The organism is Actinoplanes hulinensis, from assembly GCF_019429605.1.
Lineage (GTDB): Bacteria > Actinomycetota > Actinomycetes > Mycobacteriales > Micromonosporaceae > Actinoplanes > Actinoplanes campanulatus.
On sequence record NZ_JAHXZI010000011.1, the window covers coordinates 170,715 to 194,771 of the forward strand.

The following is a 24,057-nucleotide window of genomic DNA, read 5'->3' on the forward strand; positions in this document are numbered from 1 at the left end:
TCGGGTGAGAGCGAGGCGCAGGACATGATCTCGGCGGAGTTCCACACCGACCCGCACACCGTCTACCGCCGGCTCCGCGAACACACCCCGGCCACCCGGGTGGAGCTGCCGGACGGCTCCCCGGTCTGGCTCGTGACCCGGTACGCCGACGTCCGCGCCCTGCTCGCCGACCCCCGCATGTCGGTCGACAAGGCCAACGGCGACGGCAGCTGGCGCGGATTCTCACTGCCGCCCGCCCTCGACGCCAACCTGCTCAACATGGACCCGCCGAACCACACCCGCATCCGCCGGCTGGTGTCCCAGGCGTTCACCCCGCGCCGCGTCGACGGGCTGCGCCCCGCCATCCAGAAGACCGCCGACGACCTGCTCGACCGTCTCGACGGCCAGGCCGACCTGATCCGCGACTACGCCGGCCCGCTGCCGGTGGCGGTCATCTGCGACCTGCTAGGCGTCCCGGACGGCGACCGCGACCGCTTCCGCTCCTGGACCGACGTCATGCTGGTCCCGCCGCGCGACGACCCCGCCGCCGGAGCCCGGGCGATCGGCGCCATCCACGCCTACCTGTCCGGCCTGATCGCCGCGAAACGCGCCGAACCCGCCGACGACCTGCTGTCCGCGCTGATCGCCGCTCGTGAGGACAGCGACCGGCTCAGCGAGGACGAGCTGACCTCACTGGCCTTCCTGCTACTGGTCGCGGGCTACGAGAACACCGTCCACGCCATCGGCACCGGACTGCTCACCGTGCTCGGCAACCCCGGGCTGCCGGTCGACGTCGAGGAACTGCTGCGATACGAGCCACCCGCCCCCGTCCTGCTGCGCCGCTTCCCGACCGAGGACATCGAGGTCGCCGGGGCCGTGGTGCCGCGCGGGTCGACCGTACTGCTGGTGGTCGGCGCCGCGAACCGTGACCCGGACGCCTTCGGAGACCCCGACACGGTCGTCCCCGGCCGGGCCGGAGGCCACCTGACCTTCGGGCACGGCATCCACTACTGCGTGGGAGCGCCGCTCGCTCGCCTCGAACTGGAGATCGCCATCGGCACGGTGCTGCGCCGCTTCCCGTCCCTGCGGCTCGCCGTCCCGTCCGGCGAACTGCGCTGGCGGCCGTCCTTCCGCACCCGCGGGCTCGTCGCATTGCCGGTGCTGCTCGCCTGAGCCGTCAGAACCGGACCCCGCCGTGCCGGTAGCCGCCCAGCGTGTCGGCCGTCTTCGCGACCAGCGCGGCGCCCAGGTCGACACCCAGATACTCGGACAGCTCCAGCAGCCGGATCAGGATGTCGGCGAGCTCCAGGCTGAGCGCGTCATCGGGCCGGCGCGCGGCCGGATCCAGATCGACCGCCCGGTTCCGGATCTCCTGCAACGCCTCGGCCGCCTCACTCTGCAACAACGCCAGCCGGGTCGCGGCCAGATAGGCGCGCCCACTGCCGTGCGCGGCCTCGACCTCGCCGGCCCCCGAGAAAAGATCAATCCCTTTGGCGTACGCGTGCGCGCCCCGCTGAGCGTCCGGCAACAACGCGGCCAGCGCCTCGATGTGCCGTAGTGCCTCACTCACCCTGCCACCGCCATCTCCGTAAGTCAGCTCTCCCACCCGTCGTGGAGAAGCCGCTCGCGCCATCGTTGCTCAGCCGGCCGGCGCCCACCACCCGCGATCTTGGACGATTGGCCGCCGGAATCGGTGGCAAGGCGTTCAAGATCGCGGGTGGTGGGGTGGTGCCGGACGACCGGTGGGGGTGCCGGTCGCCCGGGGCGGAGGGGTCAGGCGGCGGCGCGCTGGACCAGGTCGGTGATGCGGGACTCGGTGGTGGGGGTCAGGGCCGTCACGGCGAAGTAGGTGGCCCACAGGTCGCCGTCGTCGAGGTGGGCCTCGTCGCTGAAACCGAGCATCGCGTAGCGGGACTTGAACTTGGCGGCCGCCTGGAAGAAGCAGACCACCTTGCCGTTGCGGGCGTAGGCGGGCATGCCGTACCAGAGCTTCGGGGCCAGACCGGGCGCGGCCGCCCGGATCAGGGCGTGCACCCGCTCGGCCAGCACCCGGTCGTCGCCGTCCATCTCGGCGATCTTCGCGAGCACTTCGGGCTCGAGGTCCTTGCCGTTCTTCTTCAGCTCCCGGGCCCGCTCCTTCATGGCGCCCCGCTCGGCGTCGGTGAAACCGTCGTACGTCTTGGTGCTGGTCATGTCAGTTCTCCCTCTGGCGGTGTGCCGAACTCTGGCGGTGTGTCGAAACGTCGATGCGGTGGACGGCGGCGGTGATCGCGATGCTGAGCAGCAGCGCCGCGAGCTCCCGTTGGTCGAAGTGCTTGGCGGCCTGGTCCCAGACCCGGTCGGGTACCGGGCCGGAACGGGTGACCGCCGCGGTCAGCGCCACGACGGCGCGTTCCTCGCCGGTCTGCCCACCGGTGGCCGTGCCGTCCGGGCCGGTCAGTGCCAGCAGCCGTTCGCCGAGGCCGGCGCCGGCGATCGCCCGGTGCAGGGCGGTCAGCGCCTCCCGCGCGCCGGGCACGAGGTCCGCCGGGTCCGGCATCCGTTCGATCGGCATCGGTTCGTCCTCCCTCGGTGTCGTGGAGTGTCGCGGTGTTCCTCGCTGACGGGATTCAGCCGACCATCGCGGCGATGCGGCCCGCGCCGTCCGTGGGACACCGTGGGACACCCGGAACGCGCCTGACCTGCGGTGACATGTCGCCGATCCGTTTCCGTGGCACGGGACGGTAGGGTGTTGCACGTGTCCGGCCCGCACGAGCGACTGGTCTCCCAGCTCGCCCAGATCAAGGAGCTGAGCGGGCTCAGCCTGCGCGCCCTGGCCCGCGACGCCGGGCTGAGCAGCTCCTCACTGTCCCGCTACCTGACCGGCCGTCTCGTCCCGCCGTGGGAGGCCGTCGTCGCCCTGTGCCGGGTGGTGCACCGCGACCCCCGGCCGCTGCGCCCGCTGTGGGCCGAAGCCGACAAGGCCGGCGCCGCGCCCGCGCCCCGCCGCAACGACCTGCCCGCCGACCTGTTCGACTTCACCGGCCGGGAGCGGGAGGCGGCCCGGGTCGAGGAACTGCTGCGCGCCGCCGGGGCCGTGGTGATCGACGGCATGGCGGGAGTGGGCAAGACCAGCCTGGCCGTGCACGTTGCCCACCGGATGGCCGGCGCCTACCCGGACGGCGGCCTCTACCTCGACCTCCAGGGGTTCACCCCGGGCCAGGAGCCGCTGGACCCGCCGACTGCACTGGGCCGGCTGCTCGGCGCCCTGGACATCACCCATCCACCGGCCGGGGAGCAGGAGCGGGCGGCGCTGTGGCGCTCCGAGCTGTCCCGGCGGCGGGCGCTCGTGGTGCTCGACAACGCGGCCGACGCGGACCGGGTGCGCCCCCTGCTGCCCGGCGCCGGGAAGTCGGCCGTCCTGGTGACCAGCCGCAACCGGCTGGTCAGCCTGGACGGGGTGCCGCCGGTGTCGCTGACCCCGTTCGCCGGCGACGACGCGGCCCGCCTCTTCGGCACGGTCGCCGGGATCGCGCTCACCGGCGGGGACGACGTCGGCCGGGTGCTCGACCGGTGCGGCGGCCTGCCGCTGGCACTGCGGATGGCGGGCGCCCGGCTGCGGCACCGGCCCGGCTGGACGGTGGGCGTGCTGGCCGAGCGGCTGCGGGACAGCCCGGCCCGCTTCGACGCCGCGTTCGGCATGTCGCTGCGGCAGCTCGACGACCCGGACCGCCGCGTGTTCCGGCTGCTCGGGCTGCTGCCGGGCGCCGACTTCGACACGGGGGTCGCGGCCGCGCTCACCGGCCTGCCGCCCGGCCGCTGCGCCGACGCTCTCGACGAACTGGTCGACGCCCATCTGGTGCTGGAGTCGTCGCCGGGCCGGTTCCGGATGCACGACCTGATCCGGCAGTACGCGGCCGACCTCGCCGCCGAGGAGGAACCCGACTCCGGGACGGCCCTTCGCCGGGTGCTCGACCACTACCGGGAGCGGGCCGAGACGTACGACCGGATGCTGCCGTCACCGCACCGCCCGGCCCCCGCACCGGGCGATCCGCAGCGGGCCATGGCCTGGTTCGACCTGGAGTACGTCAACCTGATCGCCGCGTTCGACCTGGCCGTACGCCTCGGCGCCGACGAGGTGGCGGCCGCGCTGCCGCAGGCGCTGCGGGTCTGGTTCTTCCGCCACCGCGGCACCGACGACCAGGTGCGGCTGCTCGACGGGGCGGCCGCCGCGGCCGGACGGCTCGGCCGCGGCACCGAACGGGCCGCCCTGCTCGCCGACCTCGGCTGGGCGCTGGCCGCCGCCGGCCGCCTCGACGACGCGCTCGCCGCCTACCGGGAGGCCGACCGGTCCGGCCCCGGCGACGGGCTCGCCGCCACGCTGGCGCTGCGCACCGGGTTCGCCCACCGCGACCTCGGCGAGGCACGGACCGCCCGCGAGTCGTTCCGGCGGGCCGCCGAACTGTTCGAACGGGCCGGCAACCCGGCCGGGCACGCGCAGGCGCTCGCCTTCGACGCCTTCGTGACCCTGCGCCTCGGGCAGCCGGCCGAGGCCGCCGGCCTTGCCCGGGCCGCACTCGACCGCGCCGACGGGCCGGCCCGCATCACCGGGCTGGTCACCCTCGGCGTCGCTCTCGCCCACGACGGGAACGACGCCGAGGCGCTACGGCACCTGCACGAGGCGCTGGACCTGGCCGAGCGCAACCGGCTCCAGCACCAGCAGGCCTGGTGCCACACCTACCTGGCGGTCGCACTGCGGGAGACCGGATCGGTGGAGCGGGCCCTCGAACACCACCGGACGGCACTCGCCCTGCTCGAGCCGCTCCACGAGGTGCAACTCGAGATCGAGTGCCGGGAGGCGTACGAGACGACGCTGGCGGCTCACACGTCGGGCGAGGGGTAGGCCGTCGACGAGTACGTGGCCGGATGGCAGATCCGATACGTCGCCCGGTAGTGCAGCAGCCGATCGCCCGGGCTGCCGACCGCCAGGTCGATGTGGCAGACGTTGCGATCCCACCGGATGTCGTCCACGTAACTGGCGTCCTGGAAGTAGAAGTCGGTGCCGTCGTACCAGCCGGCCCGCCCGACCCGGTAGGCGGCCCGCGCCACCGCGAGCGTGGCCCGGCAGGAGGCGCTCGTCGCACCCTGCGCGAACATCGCGATGCCGAGCAGCTTGGACAGCAGGGCGCCCGGGCGCAGCAACCGCAGCCCGCCGGAGGTGAGCAGCAGGCCGTTGCCGACACAGCGGGCGATCACCTTCTTGTTGGCCAGCAGCAGGGGTTCGACCACCTCCTTCCACTGCGCGGCCGCGTACCGGGTGGGGTCGCGCCCGGCGTCCGCGTGGGCCGCCCCGGGCCCGGCGAGCCCGACGGCGAGGGCGAGAACGACGACAACGACGATCATGCGGGATTTCACCGATCTGCTCCTTCTCATGCGGACCGCGCCGTACGCGGCCGCAGTGTCGACAGGTCCGAACGCGGGGCCGTGAGCTGTGTCCCGGCCTGCGAGAGCGCCCGATCGTGGCGACCGGCGCCTGGGTAATGTGCGAACCGCGTTAACCCGTGGCCACAAACAGAATGCCTGGACATCTCGTGACACAAGCAGCCATTGCCGCACCGCTGGTCGAGAACCTTCGCCGGGCGGGCGTGACCGACGTCCTCACCGACGCGGCACACCGATCGGCGTACGCGTCCGACGCCTCGCTGTACCGGATCGTGCCGCAGGCGATCGTCCGGCCGCGCTCCGCCGAGGACGTCCTGGCCACCCTTCAGGTGTGCCGGACGCTGGGCGTGCCGATCACGGCGCGCGGCGCGGGCACCTCGGTCGCCGGCAACGCGATCGGCCCCGGCGTGATCCTCGACTTCAGCCGTCACATGAACCGGGTGCTCGACATAGACCCGGTGGCGCGGACCGCCCGGGTGCAGGCCGGCACCATCCAGGCCACCCTCCAGGCCGCCGCCAAGCCGCACGGGCTGCGGTTCGGGCCGGACCCGTCGACGCACACCCGCTGCACCATCGGCGGCATGATCGGCAACAACTCGTGCGGATCACGCACCCTCGGCTACGGCCGGACCTCGGACAACGTGGCCGGGCTGCGCGCCTACACGATCGACGGCGACGAGCTGATCACCGACCCGCTGAGTGGCGCCGAGAAGATCACCGAGGCCCTGCGCGGCGTCATCGGCGACAACCTCGCGGTCGCCCGCACCGAGTTCGCCCGCTTCGGCCGCCAGGTCTCCGGCTACGCGGTGGAGCACCTGCTGCCCGAGAACGGGTTCAACCTCACCGAGTTCCTGGTCGGCAGCGAGGGCACCCTCGCGGTGATCACCGAGGCGACCGTGAAACTGGTCGCCGACCCGGCCCACCGCACCCTCATCGTGCTCGGCTACCCCGACTTCGGTACGGCCGGCGACGTCATCCCGAAGATCCTGGAGTTCGCGCCCACCGCCTGCGAGGGCCTCGACCACCGCATCTGCGACGTGGTCCGCAGCCGCCGCGGCCCGGACGCCGTCCCGCCGCTGCCCGGCGGCGCCGCCTGGCTGATGGTGGAGATCGCCGGCGACGACCTCGACGACGTCCGCGACCGCACCCGTCGGCTCATCGCCGTCGCCGAGGCGGTCGACTCCCGGATCGTGGAGGACACCGCCGAGGCCGCCCCGCTGTGGAAGATCCGTGAGGACGGCGCCGGCCTCGCCGGGCGCGCACCGTCCGGGCTGCCCGCGCACGCCGGCTGGGAGGACGCCGCAGTCCCGCCCGCCCGCATCGGCGCCTACCTGCGCGACTTCGACGCCCTCACCGCCCGGCACGGGCTCAGCGTCATGCCGTACGGGCACCTCGGCGACGGCTGCGTGCACGTGCGCCTCGACTTCCCCCTGGACAAGCCGGACGGCCCGGCCCGCTTCCGCGCCTTCCTGGAGGACGCCGCCGACCTGGTCGTCAGCTACGGCGGATCGCTCTCCGGCGAACACGGCGACGGCCGCGCCCGCAGCGAACTGCTCGCCCGGATGTACTCGCCGGACGCCATGAACCTGTTCCGCCGGATCAAGCACACCTTCGACCCCGACAACCTGCTCAACCCGGGCAACCTGGTCGACCCGGACCCGGTGGACGCCAACATCCGCGTCTCCCAGGCCCGGCCGGTGCGCACCGAGCTGGCGCTGGCTTACCACTCCGACGGCGGCGACTTCAACCAGGCCGTGCACCGCTGCACCGGCGTCGGCAAGTGCCGCGCCGACACCACCGTGCTCGGCGGCGTGATGTGCCCGTCCTACCTCGCCACCAAGAACGAGAAGGACTCCACCCGCGGACGGGCGCGCGTGCTCCAGGAGATGCTCGACGGGGACCTGGTGCCGGACTGGCGCGCGGAGGCCGTACACGATGCGCTTGATCTTTGTCTTTCCTGCAAGGGTTGTGCGTCGGACTGCCCGACCGGGATCGACATGGCGGCCTACAAGGCCGAGGTGCTGCACCAGAGCTTCAAGGGGCGGGTGCGGCCGCGGTCGCACTACTCGCTCGGCTGGCTGCCGCGCTGGTCCCGGCTCGCGTCGAAGATGCCCGCGCTGGCCAACCTGGCGACCAGCCTGCCCGGCATCCGCGGCCTCGCGCTGTGGATCGCGGGCGTCGACAAGCGCCGCAACATCCCGAGCTTCGCGCCGAAGACGTTCCGCGGATCCTTCGTCCCGGTGAAGACCGGCAAACCGGTCGTGCTGTTCGTCGACAGCTTCACCGACCACTTCTCACCGGAGATCGCCCGCGCCGCCGTCGACCTGCTCGTCGACGCCGGCTACGCCCCGCAGGTCGCCAGCCGGAAAGCCTGCTGCGGCCTCACCTGGATCTCCACCGGCCAGCTCGACGCGGCCCGCCGCATCCTCGGCAACACCGTCGCCGAACTGCACGAGGCGGTCAAGCAGGGCATCCCCATCGTCGGCCTGGAGCCGTCCTGCACCGGCGTGCTGCGCCAGGACGCGGTCGAGCTGGTCGACAACGAGGCGGCCAAGGAGGTCGCCGCGGCGACGAAGACGGTGGCCGAGCTGCTCGCCGCCACCCCCGGCTGGGAGCCGCCCTCCCTGGAGGGGGTACGGGTGATCGCCCAGCCGCACTGCCACCACCACGCCGTCATGGGCTGGGGCGCCGACGCCAAGCTGCTCAAGAACGCCGGCGCCACGGTCAAGCGGCTCGGCGGCTGCTGCGGGCTGGCCGGCAACTTCGGTGTCGAACGCGGCCACTACGAGGTGTCCGTGCAGGTCGCCGAACAGCAGCTGCTGCCAGCCCTGGAACAGGCCGAGGAGGGCGACGTCTTCCTGGCCGACGGGTTCTCCTGCCGTACCCAGGCCGACGACCTGGCCGGGGTGACCGGCGTCCACCTGGTGCAGCTGCTCGCCGGCGCTCTCCCCAAGAAGCAGGTCAATCGGTAAGCATCCGGTCCAGGAACCGGTCCGGGTCCGCCAGGAAGGCGCGGGTCAGCACGACCGCGTCCGCCTGGTCATAGCCGATCTCGCTGATCCCGCCGTCCGCCGCGATCTCGAAGATCGCCGCGTCCCGGCAGGCCAGCAGGACCGGCGAGTGCGTCGCCACGATGAACTGGCTGCCCAGCGCCACCAGTTCGGCGATCCGCACCAGCAGCGCGAGGCAGCCCTGCACCGACAGGGCCGCCTCCGGCTCGTCCAGCAGATAGAGGCCGGACGGGCCGAACCGGTGCGCCGCCAGATCCAGGAACGACTCCCCGTGCGAGCGCTGGTGCGGGGAGACACCGCCGTACCCGTCGACCACCCCGAGCCGCTCGATCTCGGTGGCCACGTTGTAGAACGACTCGGCCCGCAGGAAATATCCGGTACGGGGACGCCGGCCCGGCACCCGGGACAGCACCAGATGCTCACCGAGGCTCGACTCCGAGGACCGCGTCGCAAAGTTGAACGACGTGCTGCCACCCTCCGGGTTGAACCCGGCCGCCACCGCTATCGCCTCGATCAGCGTCGACTTGCCCGTACCGTTGTCACCCGCCAGAAGGGTGACCGGCGTGCGCAGCCGCAGCCCGCGACGATCCCGTAACGCCCGCACCGCGGGCAGATCGAACGGATAGCCCCCGGCCTGGGTCTTCTCGAGGAGAATCTCCTTGATGAACACCCTCGCGAGACTGCCACACCGGCTCGCCGCGCTGTTGGTCGCGGGAGCCCTGACGTCCTGCGCCCAGGCGACCGGCGTCGCCGCGGAGGAGACGGCCGCACCGGCCGCGCGCAACGTCATCTTCATCAACGGCGACGGCATGGGCGCCGCCCACCGCGAGGCCGCCCGCCTCTACCACCTCGGCCCCGACGGGCGGCTCGCCATGGACCGGCTGCCGTTCTCCGGGCAGCTCACCACCAGCCCGAAGGACCCCGTCTCGGAGATCACCGACTCGGCGGCCGGGGCCACCGCGTGGGCCACCGGCCGGCGCACCTACAACGGCGCGATCAGCGTCGACACCAACCGCAAGCCGCTGGCGACCCTCGGGGCCCAGGCGAAGGCCGCCGGCCGGGCCACCGGGCTGGTCACCACGGCCCAGGTGACCGACGCCAGCCCGGCCGCGTTCTACGCCAACGCCGTCGACCGCGACGCGCAGGACGACATCGCCCGGCAATATCTGGAGGTGTCGAAACCGGACGTCATCCTCGGCGGCGGCGAGGACTGGTGGCTACCGAAGGGCACCCCCGGCGCCTACCCCGACAAGCCCGCCGCCGACCGTACCGAGGCCAGCCGCGGCACCGAGGGCAACCTGATCACGCGGGCCCGCGCGGCCGGCTACCAGTACGTCTCCACGCCCACCCAGCTCGCCGCGGCCGGCTCCGGCAGACTGCTCGGCCTCTTCGCCAACGAGGAGATGTTCCAGCAGCACGCCGAAGGCAGGGGCGACGTCTACCAGCCGGTGGTCAGCCTGCCGACGATGACCGGCAAGGCGCTGGACATCCTCTCCACCGACCCCGACGGCTTCTTCCTGTTCGTCGAGGAGGAGGCCGTCGACGAGTTCGCCCACCAGAACAACGCCAGACGCACTCTCCAGGCCATGTGGCAGCTGGACCGCACGGTCGCGGTGGCCCGCGCCTACGCCTCGGCCCACCCGGACACGCTCCTCGTGGTGGCCGGCGACCACGAGACCGGCGGCCTGTCCGTGGAGGCCGTCGACCCGAAGGACGAATCCGGCGCCGGCAAATCGGCCGAGGACGGGCCGCTCCCGGTCAAGGGCACGAAGCTCCGCTTCAGCATGGACTGGACCACCACCGCGCACACCGGCCAGGACGTCCCGGTCACCGCGGTCGGCCCACAGGCCGACAGATTCACCGGCAAACACCCCAACACCCATGTGTACGACGTACTGGCGCCGATCCTGACCGGTTGAGCAGTCAATGGGGGTATCGGTGGGTGTCGCTATCGGATAGCGGACAGGGTCGGGACCGGTAACGCCGTCCCCACTTCCGGTAATGATGCTTCGGACGGCGCGTTCGCGTGGTTCGAGACTCAGATCCGGAGATCGCATCCATGACTGCTGACCTCAGCACCCCCGCCCGGCAGGCCCTCATCGCCCTGATGGTGCGCGCGGAGCGGACCTCGAACCCCGACCTCAGACAGCGCTACCGGGTCGAGATCACCAAGCCCGCCCGGGAGGAACTCACCGCACAGAAGCTGATCACCTGGGAGACGGGCGCGCGGCGCGCGATCTTCTACGAGCTGACCGACCTGGGCTGGGCGCGGGCCCGGCAGGAGTTCCGGTCGCCACCGCCGGAGAAGGTCTCCGCCGCCTGGCTGCTGCACTACGCCACCCTGCGCCACCTGGACAGCCTGCTGGCACGCGGCGACCAGCAGATCGCCGACCTCTACGCCGAGCCGGACCCGGGACCGCCGCCCGCCGGCACCATCGAGGAGCGGATCCGCGGCGCCTACGCGGACCTCGCCGAGAAGCCGGGCGACCTGATCCGGCTCGTGCTGGTCCGTGACCGCCTGACCGACATCACGCGAGACGAACAGGATCGGGTCCTCGAGGAGATGGACCGGCGCCGGGAGATCCACCTCGACCCCGACCCGGCCCGTAACGAGCTGCCGCGGGAGGCGCTCGACGCCGCGATCCTCATCGGGGGCGAGGCGAAGCATCTGATCACGATCGGCCCGGCGTGATCGAGGCGGACCAGCGGCGTGCGCTGACCGAGCTACGCCGGCTGGACTGGGCACCGACACCCGAGGACGTCTGGACGGCCCTCGACGTTCACCTCGACGAACTGAACGGTGCCGCCGGAGCGGCCGTTCTTCACGCCTTCGAGGAGGCGGAGGCGAGGCGGACCGGCTCGCCGCTGGGCCTGGTCGTGGAAGGACAGCACGGCTCGGGCAAGACGCATCTGGTGCGATGGGCCCGCGAGAAGGTTCAGGAACGCCACGGCTACTTCTTCCTGATGGGCATCACCGACGGCCGTACGTTCTGGCCGAACATCCTGCAGACGTTCCTGCGGGGGTTACGCCGCTCCGGCTACTACCGGCACTCCCAACTGGTGATGCTTCTGGAACGGCTCAGCGAACGGGCGGAGGTCCCACTCGCGCTGCGCCGGCAGATCCGTGGGCAGAGCCCACTGACACCGGCCACACTCGATGCGTTCGTCACCGCGGTCCGGCTCGCGGACCCCGAGACCGGCAGGGAGTGCCGGCACACGCTTCGCGCGCTCGTCCTGATGGCCTCGGCCGACATCGACGTCATGGACCTGGGCGAGTCCTGGCTGCTGTCGGCGCCGGACCTGGAACAGGCTGAACTGACCGAGTGGAGCCTGCCGAAACCCGGTATGCCGGCCCAGGACGTGGCCGTGCAGATCTCCCGGCTGCTCGCGCTCACCGGACCGAGCCTGATGGCGGTCGACCAGATCGACGTGATCTTCGCCCAGAGCAGCGATGTCGCAACCCCAGGACTCGCCGCGGACCTCGGGAACGGGCTGATGGACGTACGCGAGAAGCTGTTCCGGACCGTGACCGTGGTGGCCTGCCTGCCCACCTCCTGGCAGCGGATCAGGCAGGACTCGCTCGCCTCGTTCGAGGGCCGTTTCCGGCAGGAGACCAGGCTGGAGCGGCTGCCGTCGCGGGATGTCGCCGAGAGCCTGATCGCGGCCCGGTTCGCGCCGCTCTTCGACGTGGCCGAGTACAAGCCGCCGCATCTCACCTGGCCACTGCTGCCCGGCGTCTTCGACCGGGCGGACAGATACACGCCGCGGCAGTTGATCCAGCGGGCCGACGAGCATGTTCGCTACTGCCTGGCCAAGGACGAGGTCATCGGGCTGGCGGACTTCGACGACCACCGCGAGGGCACGGCGCCGCAGCGGGCGCGGGTGGACGAGGCCGCGCTGATCCGGCTCGGCGCACGTCTCGCCGAACTGACCGCGAGTGCCGACGTCGACGGCGCCCTCGCCCCGCGAACCGAGGACAGGGAGATGCCACGGCTGCTGGAGGCCGGGCTTCGAGCCTGGGCGGTGGAACAGGGCGGCGGCCGGTTCTCCGTGCAGCCGGTGGAACAGGGCAACCCGTCCGCGCACGCCTGGCTGTGCGAGACGCTCGACGCCGAGATCGAGGATGAGGCGCACTGGTACATCCGGGGTCTGTCGCACGCACATCCCCGGGCCGTCCAGGCGCGCCTCGCCCGGTTGCGCGACCTCGCCTGCCTGGATCCGATGATCAAGAAGCGGCGTGCCTACCTCCTGCGCAACGGACCCTGGCCGACCGGTCCGGTCAGCGCCCGGGTCCGGAAGGAGTTCCTCGACCTCGGCGGCATCATCACCGGAGTGTCCCCGGACGACCTGCGCACCTTCGCGGCACTGGCCGTCCTGCTGGAGGAGAACGACCCCGCGCTCCCGGAGTTCCTCCGGGCCGACCGGCCGGCCGGAAACACCACCCTGCTCACCGAGATCTTCGGCCCGCCGTCCGGCCACGATGCCGGAAGGCCCGGGCCCGCACCGACCGGACCGCCGACCACCGCGGGCCCACCCGTCGGCCATGATGGGGAAAGGTCCGGGCCCGCACCGGCCGATGAGCCGACCGGAGAACCCGGCATTCAGGTCGGCACGGTCGCCGAGAACGGCGCGCCGGTGAGCCTCACGCTCGAATCGCTGCGCAAGCACTCGGTGATCTTCGCGGGCTCCGGATCCGGCAAGACCGTGCTGATCCGGCGGCTCGTCGAGGAGTGCGCCCTGCACGGCGTCTCGGCGATCGTGCTGGACCCCAACAACGACCTGGCCCGGCTCGGCGACGCGTGGCCCGAACCGCCGGAGTCCTGGCGTGACGGCGACGCCGAGCGGGCCCGGGCCTACCTCGACGCCACCGACGTGGTGGTCTGGACCCCGCGCCGCGAATCCGGCCGGCCGCTGGTCCTGCGGCCGCTGCCCGACTTCGGGGCGGTCCTCGACGAACCGGACGAGTTCGCGCTCGCCCTCGACGCGGCCGTCGCGACCCTGGCCCCGCGCGCCCGGATGGCGGCGAACACCGCCAAGGCAGACCGGGGAAGAGCGGTGCTGCGCAAGGCCCTGGAACACTTCGGCCGTACCGGCGGCGGGCGGCTCGCCGATTTCGTCGACCTGCTCACCGACCTGCCGGACGAGGTGACCAGCCTCGGCCGGGCCAGGGAACTCGCCGCGGACATGGCGGAGACCCTGAAAGCCGCGATGGTCAACGACCCGCTGCTCGGCGGCTCCGGAACCCCGCTCGATCCGGGTGCGCTGTTCACCCCGGCTCCCGGCCGCCGTGCCCGGGTGTCGGTGATCAGCCTGATCGGATTGCCCGGTGACGAACAGCGGCAGAGCTTCGTCAACCAGTTGCAGATGGCGCTCTTCTCCTGGGTCAAGCGCCACCCGGCCGGTGACCGGCCGCTCGGTGGGCTCTTCGTGATGGACGAGGCGCAGACCTTCGCCCCGTCCGGCGGCACCACCGCCTGCACCGAGAGCACCCTCGCCCTGGCCAGTCAGGCCCGCAAGTACGGCCTCGGCCTGATCTTCGCGACCCAGGCGCCGAGGGGCATCCACAACCGCATCGTCGGCAACGCGGCCACCCAGTTCTTCGGCTTTCTGAACAGTCCCACCCAGATCGCCGCGGCCAAGGAGGTGGCGCAGGCCAAGGGCAGCGCGGTCCTGGACATCTCCCGGCTGCGCACCGGCCAGTTCTACGCGGTCACCGAGGGCCGCCCGTTCCGCAAGGTGTCCACCGCGATGTGCCTGACCTACCACCCGCCGAGCGCGCTGACCACCGAAGAGGTCTTGCAACGGGCCCGCGACTGAGGAGCACCGGTTGGACATCGTCGTAGACAGCCTGGTCAAGAAATTCCAGGCGGACCATGATCTGTTGGCGCTGGCCGAGGACGAGGCGTTCGCCGGCTACTGCGTGCTGAGCTCGTTCCACGAGGAGGCCTTCAACCCGGACACCTTCCGGATGGGCGGCGGCAACGACCTGGGCATCGACGTCTGAGGCCTGCTGGTGGCGCCTGCGCTGGGTAGGCGCTGTGAGCGTGCCATTCGGCTGCTCTGCTGATCATGAGCCGGACTTGACAGGATCCTTGTGATCGTTAACATATCGGCATCGAATCGACTTCGATGAAAGTCTGTCTGGGCAGGGAGCAGGATGTCGCCGAGCGCCACCCGTCGCGTCGTGGCGGTCGCCGCCGCGCTGATCCTCGCGGCGGCCGGCGGCTGTGGCACGGCCGGGCCCACCGCCGCCCCGGCGGCCCCCGCCACCCCACCCGATCCGGCGTTTCTGCTCGGCGACGCCGGCGTGCACGACCCCACCCTGGTCAAGAAACCGGACGGCGGCTACCTGCTCGCCCACACCGGCGCCAACCTCCAGCTCCGCACCTCCACCGACCGCAACACCTTCACCGAGGCGGGCGCCGTCTTCCCCGGCGGCGCACCCTGGACCACCGCCTACACCAAGGGCAGCGCCGACCTGTGGGCGCCGGACCTGTCGTTCCACAACGGCGAGTACCACCTGTACTACTCGGCCTCCACCTTCGGCTCCAACCACTCGGCGATCTTCCTGGCCACCAGCCCGACCGGCGCGCCCGGCAGCTGGAAGCACCGCGGCCTGGTCGTCGAGAGCCGCAGCGGCGGCGACTTCAACGCCATCGACCCCAACCTGTACGTCGACGACGCCGGAAACTGGCGGCTCACCTTCGGGTCGTTCTGGACCGGCATCAAGCAGATCGAGCTGGACCCCACCACCGGCCTGCGCCGCGCCGACACGATGACCGGCCTCGCCAAACGTGGCGACACCGCGATCGAGGCCCCCTACCTCGTCAAACACGGTGACCACTACTACCTGTGGGTGTCGTTCGACGCCTGCTGCAAAGGAGCGGCCAGCACCTACCGGACCATGGTGGGCCGCTCCACCAGCCCCGACGGTCCGTTCGCCGACCGGAACGGCACCCCGATGACGGCCGGCGGCGGCACCGAGATCCTGGCCGGGCACGGCAGTGTCCACGGTCCCGGCCACCCGGCGGTCCTCGCCGACACCGATGGCGAGTACCTCGTCTACCACTACTACGCCGACTCGGGCTCGCCACACCTCGGCATCAACCCGATCGGCTACGACGCGGCCGGCTGGCCGTTCGTCCACTGATCCACCCGCGCGGCGGGGCCCACCCCCAGCACCGGCGCTCGGCGACCCCCTTTGCGAACCGCTTTCCCCCAAGCGAAACCGAAGGTGACATCCCCATGAGAATCCGCAAGCTGCTCCTCACCGGCGTGACCGGCGTGCTCGCCGTCGCCGCCGGCCTCTACGGCATCCAGTCGGCCAGCGCCGCCACCTACCCCAACCCGGGCGTCGTGACCGGCTCGACCGGCGCACACGACCCGTCGCTGATCAAGCGGCCGACCGGCGGCTACCTGCTGGCCACCACCGGCGACGGCATCACCCTGAAGACCTCCGGCGACCGGACCGCGTTCGCCGACGCCGGCAAGGCCTTCCCCAACGGCACGTCGTGGGCGTCGACCTACACCGGTGGCAGTGCCAACCTGTGGGCGCCCGACCTGTCGTACCGCAACGGCAAGTACTGGCTGTACTACTCGGCCTCCACGTTCGGCTCCAGCCGGTCGGCGATCTTCCTGGCCACCAGCACCACCGGCGCGGCCGGCAGCTGGACCCACGTCGGCAAGGTCATCGAGTCGACCACCAGCAGCGGCTGGAACGCCATCGACCCGAACCTCAGCGTCACCACGTCCGGCGAGTGGTACCTGACCTTCGGCTCGTTCTGGACCGGCATCAAGATGGTGAAACTCAGCTCCAGCACCGGCCTGCGCGCCGACAGCACGATGCACAACATCGCCGAGCGGTTCACCAACAGCAAGTCGGTCGAGGCGCCGTTCATCCACTACCGCAACGGCTACTACTACCTGTTCATGTCGTTCGACTTCTGCTGCCAGGGCGCGTCCAGCACCTACCGGACCATGGTGGCCCGCTCGACCAGCATCACCGGCCCGTACAAGGACCGCGCCGGCACCCTCACCACGGCGGGCGGCGGCACCGAGATCCTCGCCACCCACGACAGCATCCGCGGCCCCGGCCACCCGGCCGTCATGACCGACTCGGACGCCGACGTGCTGATCTACCACTACTACAACTCGTCGGGCGCCGCGAAGCTCGGCATCAACCTGCTCTCCTGGAGCTCGTCGGGCTGGCCCACGGTCTACTGATCGGTCACCCTCGCGGAGAAGGCGCCGGCTCCTCGCGGCGCCTTCTTCCCTTTCCCGGGGTACGCCGTCCGCGCGGCCCTGGTGACACGAGGCGGGACACCGCGACCCGGGGATGAGGAGGGCGATCCCCCGTTGCGGCCGTGCTCTTCGATGTCGCGGCGCCACTGCCGAACGAGCTCCTCCGACGCCTCCCGGCCGCGTACCCACGCGTAGCGAGGCTCGTGCTCGTCGCCGTCCAGTTGGTCCGCCACCACGAACCACCGGCCCGAGATCGCCCGACCTGCCATCGCACCCAGGTCCCGGACTCCAGCCGACCAAGCACGATCACCTCGCCATGGTGATCGACGGGTCAACACCCGATGGCCCGCTCGGGTGAGCCGGGCGGATCGGCTTGGCGGCGCGCCTGTGGCTGGGCGGTGAACGGGTCAGGGATGCGTCGGCGTACGGCCGGTAGCGTCACGATCGGCTCTCGCCTGCTTGGTCGCGGCGCGGGACCCTTCACCGCTGATCTTCGGCCGGAACAGCTTCATGGGGGATCCCGCGTCATTCTCGGCCCATGCTAAGGCTTCGGGCTTTTCTGGCGTTATTCGGACAAGACGAACTGGTTGAAGTTTGTACTCAACCCGTTGCGCGGAAAGGCTCTTTGAGCGGAAGGGTGAGTGGGAGGCGAAGTGCATGCCGCCACACTCCCCTTTACGGCGTCGTTCCCTCCGCCGTTCGGCTGATCGCGCGTGCGTCAAGTCGCCGGTTCGGCCGGTTTGCCTCCGGGGTGGATTCGCCCGAGCCCTTAGCGGCGATTAGGGATTGCCCGGAAGAAATACTTGCTAAGTGCATAGATCCGAGTGGGTTCATGGTGTGCGCGTGCTGCTGCTACGGCGGCTGGCTGCTCGGTTGGAGATTGTTACGGCCGGTCTCGTGCCCGGTGCCGGATGGCTCACGCTATTCCTACGATACTTGTAGGTAATAATTGCTCAACCTATCTACACTGTCTGGTTCGTGCGTTTCGCGATGGTGCGGCGGGGTGGCCCGATAATGTCCGCCTTGGTTGACGGGTATTCATTTCACAGCTCTGAATCGACGTGATTAAGATATATTGCTGTCGATTCATCTGAACGTGGTCGGACGGGGCGATCGGCGTCGCCGCACCCGGCGCGCGTTCGGTGCGCCTCTTCTCGGCTTACCGATACGGGGGGAATGATCGGTGCGTCTTCCGGTGCTCGAAGAGAGCCGGGGCCATGCGTTCGCGGCCTGGCGAGGAGCAGTCGTCGCCATGCTCGGCTGCGTGTTCGTCGCGGTCAGCACAGTCGGCGCGGTGCGGGTGATCCGATCCGGGGACCCGGAGACCACGCTCTTCGTGGCCACCGCCCTGGTGCTCGTCTGCGCCTACGGCACCGCCGCGATAATCCTGTTGGTCCCCCGCTCCAGCACCCTTGCCGGCGCCGTCTGCCTCGCCGTCGCGGTGGTCTGGCTGGCCCGCGGCACCGGCCCGCTGCGGGGCACGCCGGGTGTCGACATGTCCGCCGTCGCGCATCCGCTGATCTGGAGCCTGCTGGTCGTCCTCCTGGTCGTCCAGCGGCGGACTCGGCCGTTGACCCGGGCCGATCACGCCCTGCTGGCGGTCAATCTCGCCACCCTGCCCCTGCTGGTGCTGGACAGCCGGATCGCCCGCCCGGCCCCCACCGATCCGTGTCTGGTCTGCCTGCCCGCGCCGGACTGGACCGTGGAGCCGTATCTGCCGTTGGCGGCACGCCTGGCAGTGGTCGTGGTCGCGGTCTGGCTCGCCATCCGGCTGATCGTGCGGTGGCGGCAGCGGGTGTGGCGGATCGTCGCGCTGCCCGGTCTGCTCCTCTGCCTCCAGGTCGCCGCCGCCGCGGTGCTCGGGCCGCTGGTCATGCCACCCGAGCCGGTCTGGCTGGTCGGCAACGCCCTCGGGGTGATCCTGCAGATCCTGCTCCCGCCGCTCGTGGTGCTCAGCACCGCCCGGGGCTGGCACGCCGACGTCGAGCACTGGGAGCACCGGTACACACAGGAGGCTGAGCACGGACGGCGCCGGGCGCGCATCGAGATCGAGCGGGACCTGCACGACGGCGCGCAACTGCGGCTGATCAACGCGACGCTGCTGCTCCAGATGGCCCGCAACGCGCTGGCCGGGGCCGGGCCCGACGCCGAGGCCCACCTGGACACCGCGGCCAGCGAGCTGACCCTCGCCATCAGCGAGCTGCGCCTGCTCAGCCGGGGCCTGCGACCGCCCGCTCTGACCCGGCGGAACCTGCGTGAGGCGCTCACCACGCTGGCCGCGAACATTCCGGTGACGGTACGCATCGAGGGGCATCCCGGCACGGTGTCCCGGCCGGTCGCCGAGGTCGTCTACTTCACCGTGGCCGAGGCGCTCGCCAACGCGATCCGGCACGGCGCGGCCAGCACCGTGGTGATCCGGATGCGCAAGTCGGACGACTGCCTGCACCTGGAGATCCGCGACAACGGCACCGGCACCGCCCAGATCCTCACCGGCAGCGGTGGCCTCGGCCATCTCGGCCGCCGTGCCGAGGAACTGGGCGGTCGGTTCAGCGTGGACAGCCGGCCGGGTGCCGGCACGACGCTTCGGGTGGTGATCCCGTGCGAATTGTCATTGCAGACGACGCGGCGCTGATCCGGGAGGGTCTGGCAGCGCTGCTCCGGCAGGCCGGCATGGAAGTGCCGGCCACCGTGAACGACGCGCGCGAGCTGCTGGACGCGGTCAGCGCGCACCGCCCGGACGCGGTCGTCGTGGACATCCGGATGCCCCCGACCTACACCACTGAGGGCCTCGCCGCCGCGGACCGGATCCGGCGGGAGTTCCCCGGCATCGCCGTGCTGGTCCTCTCCATGCACATCGAGACGGAGTACGCCCTGGCGATCGTCAATTCCGGGGAGGGCGGTGTCGGCTATCTGCTCAAGGAGCGCATCCTCAAGATCGATCAGGTGATCGCGGCGCTCCGTGAGGTGGCCGGCGGCGGTGCGGTCATCGACTCGGCGCTGGTCGAGGAGCTGATGGCGCGCCGGCGGACCGGTGGCCGGATCGACCGGCTCACCGTACGCGAGCAGGAGGTGATCGCCCTCATGGCGCAGGGCCTGACGAACCGGGCCATCGCCGACAACCTGCATCTGAGCATCAAGACCGTCGAGGCGTACGTGACCAGCATCCTGGAACGGCTCCAGATCGACGCTGCGGACGGCGTGCACCGGCGGGTCCGGGCGGTGCTGATGTACCTGCGGTCCAACGGGTCCGGCGAGGGCGGCAACGGCCCGGGATAGAGGCCGCCCGGTGGAAACCCGGGCCGAGGAGGCAGGGATTCCCCGGTACCCGGAAGACGTGCCTGTCGTTACGTTTCGATCCATCAGCCGCCGGGACTGCCCGGCGGTCACAACGGGGAGAGACGGAAATGAGCGACGGGAGAAACGAACCGGAACCGATGACGGAGACCATCCCGGGCGACGGCTGGTGGCTGGCCACCCGGCTGATCCGCTCCGCCCGTGACGAGGTGCTCGCGCTGATCCCGGCCGGCTGCGGCCTGCTGACGGAGAACAGCCGCCGGCGGGGTCCGGGGGCCCGGAGCGGCTGGCAGGGCGCCGACCGGGTGCTCGCCGTGGTGGCCGGCGAGACTTTGCAGGACCGGGGTGCGCGCCTGCGTTCCCTGCTGGGCGGCCGGGCCGAGGTGCGGGCCGGGAAACACTCGCCGACGCTGATGGTGGTGCTGGACCGCCGGGTGGCGATCGTCTCGCGCGGTGCCGAAACCTCGCCCCTGGCGGTCCGTTCGCCGGCCACCGTGCAGACCCTGATGACGATCTTCCACCACCACTGGTCCGAGGCGAGCACCGATGAGACCGGCCTGCACGGCCGCCTCAACAGCATCCAGCGTGACGTGTTGCGCCGACTGGCCGGCGGTGTCACCGACGACGTCGTGGCCCGGGAGCTGTCGGTCTCCACCCGGACCGTCCAGCGGCACGTCACCCAGATCATGCAGATGGTCGGCGCCCGGAGCCGGCTCGAGCTCGGCATCCGGCTGGCCGTCCACGGCCTCTACGAGCAGGCCCCCGTGGTCTGACGGGAAGGAGAAGGGCCGCGCCGGCCGGCGCGGCCCTTCGTCATGTCGTACGTCCTACGCGCACTCCACCAGACCGGAGCGAATCGCCGTGACCACCGCCGACGTCCGGTTCGTGCAGCCCAGCTTGAGCAGGACCCCGGCCACCAGCCGCTTCGCCCCATGGTCGGAGATCTTGAGGCGCCGGGCGATCTGCTTGTTGCTCAGGCCCTCCACCAGCAGCACCAGCGTCTCGTGCTCGCGCGGGGTCAGGCTGATCGGGGTGAGCCGCGCGGACGTGCGCCGGATGCCGGCCCGGGCCAGCAACTGCTGTGCCAGCACCGCCGGCATCGGCACCTCACCGGTCATGATCGCCCGCAACGCGTTCTCCAGGGTGCGCCCGGAGAGGTCCTGCTGGAGCAGGAAGCCGTCCACCACCACCCCGCTGGCCAGCACCGCCTCGGCGGCGTGGGCGTCGTGGATCAGCATGACGATCTTGCTGCCGGGGGAGATCAGCGCGGCGGCGGCGATGCCCGCGACACCGTCGGCCGCGTCGACGACGAGCACATCCGGATGCTCGTTGCCGATCTCGACCAGCAGTTCCGGCATCGAGCGGTAGGCGCGGACGGAGCGGGCCACGGTCAGGACACGAAGGGCGACGTCCAGGCCGCCGCGGAGGATGTCGTTGCCCATCACCAGTGCGATGCGCAGGCTCGCCGACTCGCGGTCCGGAATTGTCTCGACGATCGTCGCGGTCATGACCGCGCTCCTCTCATTCGGAGTCACACGGATCATCGAAGCCGACAGCGCCCGGCCCCAGCCAGGACGATGTCTCGTTCCGGACACGCTCAGCCGGTTTCAGACACGTCGTTGCTGCTCAAGCAGGGTGCCGAGAACCTTGCCGAATTCCGGGGAGGCGAGGTAGTTGCGGGCGCCGCGCAGCCGCGGGTCGCAGTCCAGCGAGACCTTCGCGGTGACACCGGCCGGGCTGTCGCCACCGGCTGCCAGCACCAGGGTGTCCTGCACGTCGGTGACGTCCACCCAAACGGCCGGTCCGGTCGCCGGTGCGGCCCCGGCCAGGGTGTGCGGGGCGCCGAGGGTGATCAGCGCCGGAGCACCCGGCCCGGCGGCGGCCAGTGCCGTGGCTGCCGCGACCCCGCCCAGGCAGTGCCCGATCACGACGGTGGTGTCCGGGGTCAGTGCGGCGCGTACCTCGGCGGCCGCGTGCCGGGCCGCTGCCGTGTCACCGGCGACGGCCCGGGCCTCGCGCAGCGAGCCGGTGAGCTCCCCGGTCGTCAGGCCGCAGAAGTAGCGGGACCAGGCCAGCCGGGCGGCCAGTTCGGGCACCCCGGCCGGCTCCGGGCCCGGCTCGCTGTCGAAGGCGGCGGCCCGCCAGCAGCGCCGGAGCAGGTTCGCCTCGGCGGCCGGATCACTCGCCGGCCGAGGCGCCACCCGGTCCGGGGAGTCCAGGTTCACCACGGTCGCCTCCGGCGTCCCGGCCGGATAGCCGGCCAGCGCCAGCCCGTCCTGGATTGAGGTGATCCACTCCAGACGTACCGATGTGCCGGTCCGTTGCGGACCGGCGGTGCCGTGCACGATGAGCAGCCGGGACATCGTCTTCTCCTCCTGCGTTCTCGGTGCGGCTCAGGCGGCCGCGGGCAGCCGGTAGCCGTGCTCGCCGACCCGGGCGGCCAGATCGCCGAGATCGTCGTCGGCGGCCGGTCCGCTGCGCCAGGCCGCCAGGTAGCGGACGTTGGCATCCCGGTCGAGTTCCGCCACCCGGAACCGGGCCGGGATGCCAGCGAACGCGGCGATCGTGTCCAGGGTGGCGGCCGGATCAGCCATCAGGTCCTCGTAGCGGACGGTCAGCAGCCCGTCCAGATGCGCGGCGTCGGCGGCTACCAGATCGTGGGCGTGCAGCCAGTGCTCGACCAGTTGCCGTACGGACAGGGCCGGCGTCCACTTCCGGGTGCTCATCGCCACCGCCACCGGATGACGGGTGACCAGCACGAACCGGGCGTCCGGGAAGAGGTGCCGGAAGAACCGGAACCGCAGCAGGTTGGGGGGTGACTTCTCGAGCAGCACCGGCCGGTCCGGGGCCAGGTAGCGACCCCATTGCTCGCGCAGCAGCCGGGCGGTGGCCGGTGTCGCCAGGCGGTCGTGCTCGGTCATGTGTGCCCCGGGCGCGTACGCGAACCGCCCCGGCCCGCCGTGCTGCTCGTCATAGGGGCAGACGGTCTGCAGGTACTGGCCCTCGTCCATCGGCGCCCCGGTCCGCCGGAACCCGGCCACCAGCGGGTTCGTCCCGACCAGCGAGGCCAGCAGCGTGGTGCCGCTGCGGTGCATGCCGCCCATGAACACGAATCGCTGCTCGTTCACATGGTCTCCTTGAAACGATTCCGGTGCAGGGCCTCACCGACCGCCCGGCCGAGGGCCGCGTGCTCGGGCGCCCAGGCCACGAAGCTGCCCCGGCGGGTGGTCGGCAACGGATCGGGATGGCTCAGATAGCCGCCGCCGGTCGCGGTCACCAGCGCCCGCCCGGCCGCCGTGTCCCAGTCGAAGACGTCGGCGTTGGCGGCCAGATCCGCCCGCCCGGCGGCCACGTAGGCCAGCGCCAGCGCGGACGAGCCGAGCCGTCGTACGTCCGCGGCGGCACTCAGCAGCGCGGCCAGCAGCTCGGTCTCGGCGGCGGCGGGCGGCCCACCGGCGTTCGGGATGTCGCAGAGAACCAGCGGCGCCGCCGGTGGCCCGGCACCACGGACCGGCAGTTCCGCGCCGTTCAGCCGGGCGACGCCCTCAGCCGCGGTGAACAGTTCGTCGTGGACCGGGTCGAAGACACACCCCCCGGCGGTACGGCCATCGATGCGCAGCCCGATCGACACGCAGAAGAACGGGATGCCGCGGACGAAGTTGTAGGTGCCGTCGATCGGGTCGATCAGCCACACCGGACGGTCGTCCGGACCGCCCTCGGGGCCGTTCGCCCGGCCGGTCTCCTCGCCGATCAGGAACGTGCCGGGTGCCGCGTCGTGCAGCGCCGACCGGATCATCCGCTCGGCGGCCACGTCGACCTCGGTCACGACGTCGTGGAAGCCCTCCTTCACGGTCACGGCGGCCGGTCCACGGAACCGGCTCCGAACGAATCGGCCGGCTTCCACGGCCGCCTTCGCGGCCACGTCGACGAGGTGCTGCACGGTGCTGGTCACGGCGTCACGCTAACCGCGCCGGCCGGGCGCCACGCTGCCCGGACGTGTCAGCCGTCCGGGCATACCCATTCGTGGTGGCCGATCGAGTCTCCCGGCGGGCCGCGCGAGTTCCGAGCATGGGCGACAGCGGCCGGCGGTCGACGCGACCGATGGATCCGG

General features: G+C 71.6%; 21 protein-coding genes. 12 read left to right on the forward strand and 9 right to left on the reverse strand.

Going from position 1 to position 24,057, the window contains the following annotated elements:
* Window positions 1–24 precede the first annotated feature (24 nt).
* Window positions 25–1,152, forward strand: a complete 1,128-nt coding sequence (locus KZ829_RS21865) for a cytochrome P450 family protein (protein ID WP_220145787.1) — start codon at window positions 25–27, stop codon at window positions 1,150–1,152.
* 4 nt (window positions 1,153–1,156) lie between these two features.
* Here the strand turns inward: KZ829_RS21865 and KZ829_RS21870 are convergent, their stop codons facing one another.
* The 3 genes from KZ829_RS21870 to KZ829_RS21880 all read right to left on the reverse strand — a co-directional run bounded on the left by KZ829_RS21870 (window position 1,157) and on the right by KZ829_RS21880 (window position 2,533).
* Window positions 1,157–1,549, reverse strand: coding sequence for a hypothetical protein (locus tag KZ829_RS21870; RefSeq protein WP_204298638.1), 393 nt, complete (start codon window positions 1,547–1,549; stop codon window positions 1,157–1,159).
* A gap of 203 nt (window positions 1,550–1,752) precedes the next feature.
* Entirely contained in the window at window positions 1,753–2,172 is a 420-nt protein-coding gene (locus KZ829_RS21875) for an iron chaperone (protein ID WP_220145788.1), read from the reverse strand.
* A gap of 1 nt (window position 2,173) precedes the next feature.
* Window positions 2,174–2,533 carry a carboxymuconolactone decarboxylase family protein gene (locus KZ829_RS21880; protein ID WP_246636041.1) on the reverse strand — a complete coding sequence of 120 codons (360 nt, stop codon included), beginning with the start codon at window positions 2,531–2,533 and terminating at the stop codon, window positions 2,174–2,176.
* Window positions 2,534–2,716: 183 nt separating this feature from the next.
* Between KZ829_RS21880 and KZ829_RS21885 the strand changes: the two genes are divergently transcribed.
* A complete protein-coding gene (locus KZ829_RS21885) occupies window positions 2,717–4,861 on the forward strand; it encodes an ATP-binding protein (RefSeq protein WP_308285611.1) in 2,145 nt (714 codons plus the stop codon).
* Here the strand turns inward: KZ829_RS21885 and KZ829_RS21890 are convergent.
* The gene (locus KZ829_RS21890; protein WP_220145790.1) at window positions 4,840–5,373 is read right to left on the reverse strand and encodes a hypothetical protein; all 534 of its coding nucleotides are present in this window, start codon (window positions 5,371–5,373) and stop codon (window positions 4,840–4,842) included. The two genes, KZ829_RS21885 and KZ829_RS21890, sit on opposite strands and share 22 nt — an antisense overlap.
* Window positions 5,374–5,549: 176 nt before the next feature.
* Between KZ829_RS21890 and KZ829_RS21895 the strand changes: the two genes are divergently transcribed.
* Entirely contained in the window at window positions 5,550–8,372 is a 2,823-nt protein-coding gene (locus KZ829_RS21895; protein ID WP_308285612.1) for an FAD-binding and (Fe-S)-binding domain-containing protein, read from the forward strand.
* On the opposite strand, the gene KZ829_RS21900 is transcribed toward KZ829_RS21895, so the two are convergent.
* On the reverse strand, window positions 8,362–9,081 hold the full coding sequence (locus KZ829_RS21900) for an AAA family ATPase (protein ID WP_220145792.1): 720 nt from the start codon (window positions 9,079–9,081) through the stop codon (window positions 8,362–8,364). The genes KZ829_RS21895 and KZ829_RS21900 overlap by 11 nt on opposite strands.
* Here KZ829_RS21900 and KZ829_RS21905 point away from each other — a divergent pair.
* The 9 genes from KZ829_RS21905 to KZ829_RS21945 all read left to right on the forward strand — a co-directional run bounded on the left by KZ829_RS21905 (window position 9,074) and on the right by KZ829_RS21945 (window position 20,719).
* On the forward strand, window positions 9,074–10,330 hold the full coding sequence (locus tag KZ829_RS21905) for an alkaline phosphatase (protein WP_220145793.1): 1,257 nt from the start codon (window positions 9,074–9,076) through the stop codon (window positions 10,328–10,330). The two genes, KZ829_RS21900 and KZ829_RS21905, sit on opposite strands and share 8 nt — an antisense overlap.
* A 140-nt stretch (window positions 10,331–10,470) precedes the next feature.
* Window positions 10,471–11,103 (forward strand): hypothetical protein, encoded by a 633-nt coding sequence (locus tag KZ829_RS21910; RefSeq protein WP_220145794.1) that lies wholly within the window; start codon window positions 10,471–10,473, stop codon window positions 11,101–11,103.
* The gene (locus KZ829_RS21915; protein WP_220145795.1) at window positions 11,100–14,228 is read left to right on the forward strand and encodes a helicase HerA domain-containing protein; all 3,129 of its coding nucleotides are present in this window, start codon (window positions 11,100–11,102) and stop codon (window positions 14,226–14,228) included. Before KZ829_RS21910 ends, KZ829_RS21915 begins: the two co-directional genes overlap by 4 nt.
* 10 nt (window positions 14,229–14,238) lie before the next feature.
* Window positions 14,239–14,415, forward strand: coding sequence for a hypothetical protein (locus KZ829_RS21920; RefSeq protein ID WP_220145796.1), 177 nt, complete (start codon window positions 14,239–14,241; stop codon window positions 14,413–14,415).
* 153 nt (window positions 14,416–14,568) lie between these two features.
* Entirely contained in the window at window positions 14,569–15,561 is a 993-nt protein-coding gene (locus KZ829_RS21925; protein ID WP_220145797.1) for an arabinan endo-1,5-alpha-L-arabinosidase, read from the forward strand.
* A 95-nt stretch (window positions 15,562–15,656) separates the two neighbouring features.
* Window positions 15,657–16,634: an arabinan endo-1,5-alpha-L-arabinosidase gene (locus KZ829_RS21930; RefSeq protein ID WP_220145798.1), complete on the forward strand. Its 978-nt coding sequence runs from the start codon at window positions 15,657–15,659 to the stop codon at window positions 16,632–16,634.
* Between the two features lie 1,201 nt (window positions 16,635–17,835).
* Window positions 17,836–19,284 (forward strand): sensor histidine kinase, encoded by a 1,449-nt coding sequence (locus KZ829_RS44595; RefSeq protein ID WP_220145799.1) that lies wholly within the window; start codon window positions 17,836–17,838, stop codon window positions 19,282–19,284.
* Window positions 19,251–19,928, forward strand: a complete 678-nt coding sequence (locus KZ829_RS21940) for a response regulator transcription factor (protein ID WP_220145800.1) — start codon at window positions 19,251–19,253, stop codon at window positions 19,926–19,928. The genes KZ829_RS44595 and KZ829_RS21940 overlap by 34 nt, the downstream gene beginning before the upstream one ends.
* Before the next feature lie 158 nt (window positions 19,929–20,086).
* Window positions 20,087–20,719: a helix-turn-helix transcriptional regulator gene (locus tag KZ829_RS21945; protein ID WP_220145801.1), complete on the forward strand. Its 633-nt coding sequence runs from the start codon at window positions 20,087–20,089 to the stop codon at window positions 20,717–20,719.
* Between the two features lie 54 nt (window positions 20,720–20,773).
* Here the strand turns inward: KZ829_RS21945 and KZ829_RS21950 are convergent, their stop codons facing one another.
* From KZ829_RS21950 to KZ829_RS21965, 4 genes are all read right to left on the reverse strand, one after another.
* Complete coding sequence (locus tag KZ829_RS21950) at window positions 20,774–21,454, reverse strand: response regulator transcription factor (protein WP_220145802.1); 681 nt, start codon at window positions 21,452–21,454, stop codon at window positions 20,774–20,776.
* A 99-nt stretch (window positions 21,455–21,553) separates the two neighbouring features.
* On the reverse strand, window positions 21,554–22,309 hold the full coding sequence (locus tag KZ829_RS21955; RefSeq protein ID WP_220145803.1) for a hypothetical protein: 756 nt from the start codon (window positions 22,307–22,309) through the stop codon (window positions 21,554–21,556).
* Between the two features lie 30 nt (window positions 22,310–22,339).
* Entirely contained in the window at window positions 22,340–23,074 is a 735-nt protein-coding gene (locus KZ829_RS21960; protein WP_220145804.1) for a sulfotransferase family protein, read from the reverse strand.
* The gene (locus KZ829_RS21965; protein ID WP_220145805.1) at window positions 23,071–23,898 is read right to left on the reverse strand and encodes an inositol monophosphatase family protein; all 828 of its coding nucleotides are present in this window, start codon (window positions 23,896–23,898) and stop codon (window positions 23,071–23,073) included. Before KZ829_RS21965 ends, KZ829_RS21960 begins: the two co-directional genes overlap by 4 nt.
* Between the last annotated feature and the right edge of the window lie 159 nt (window positions 23,899–24,057).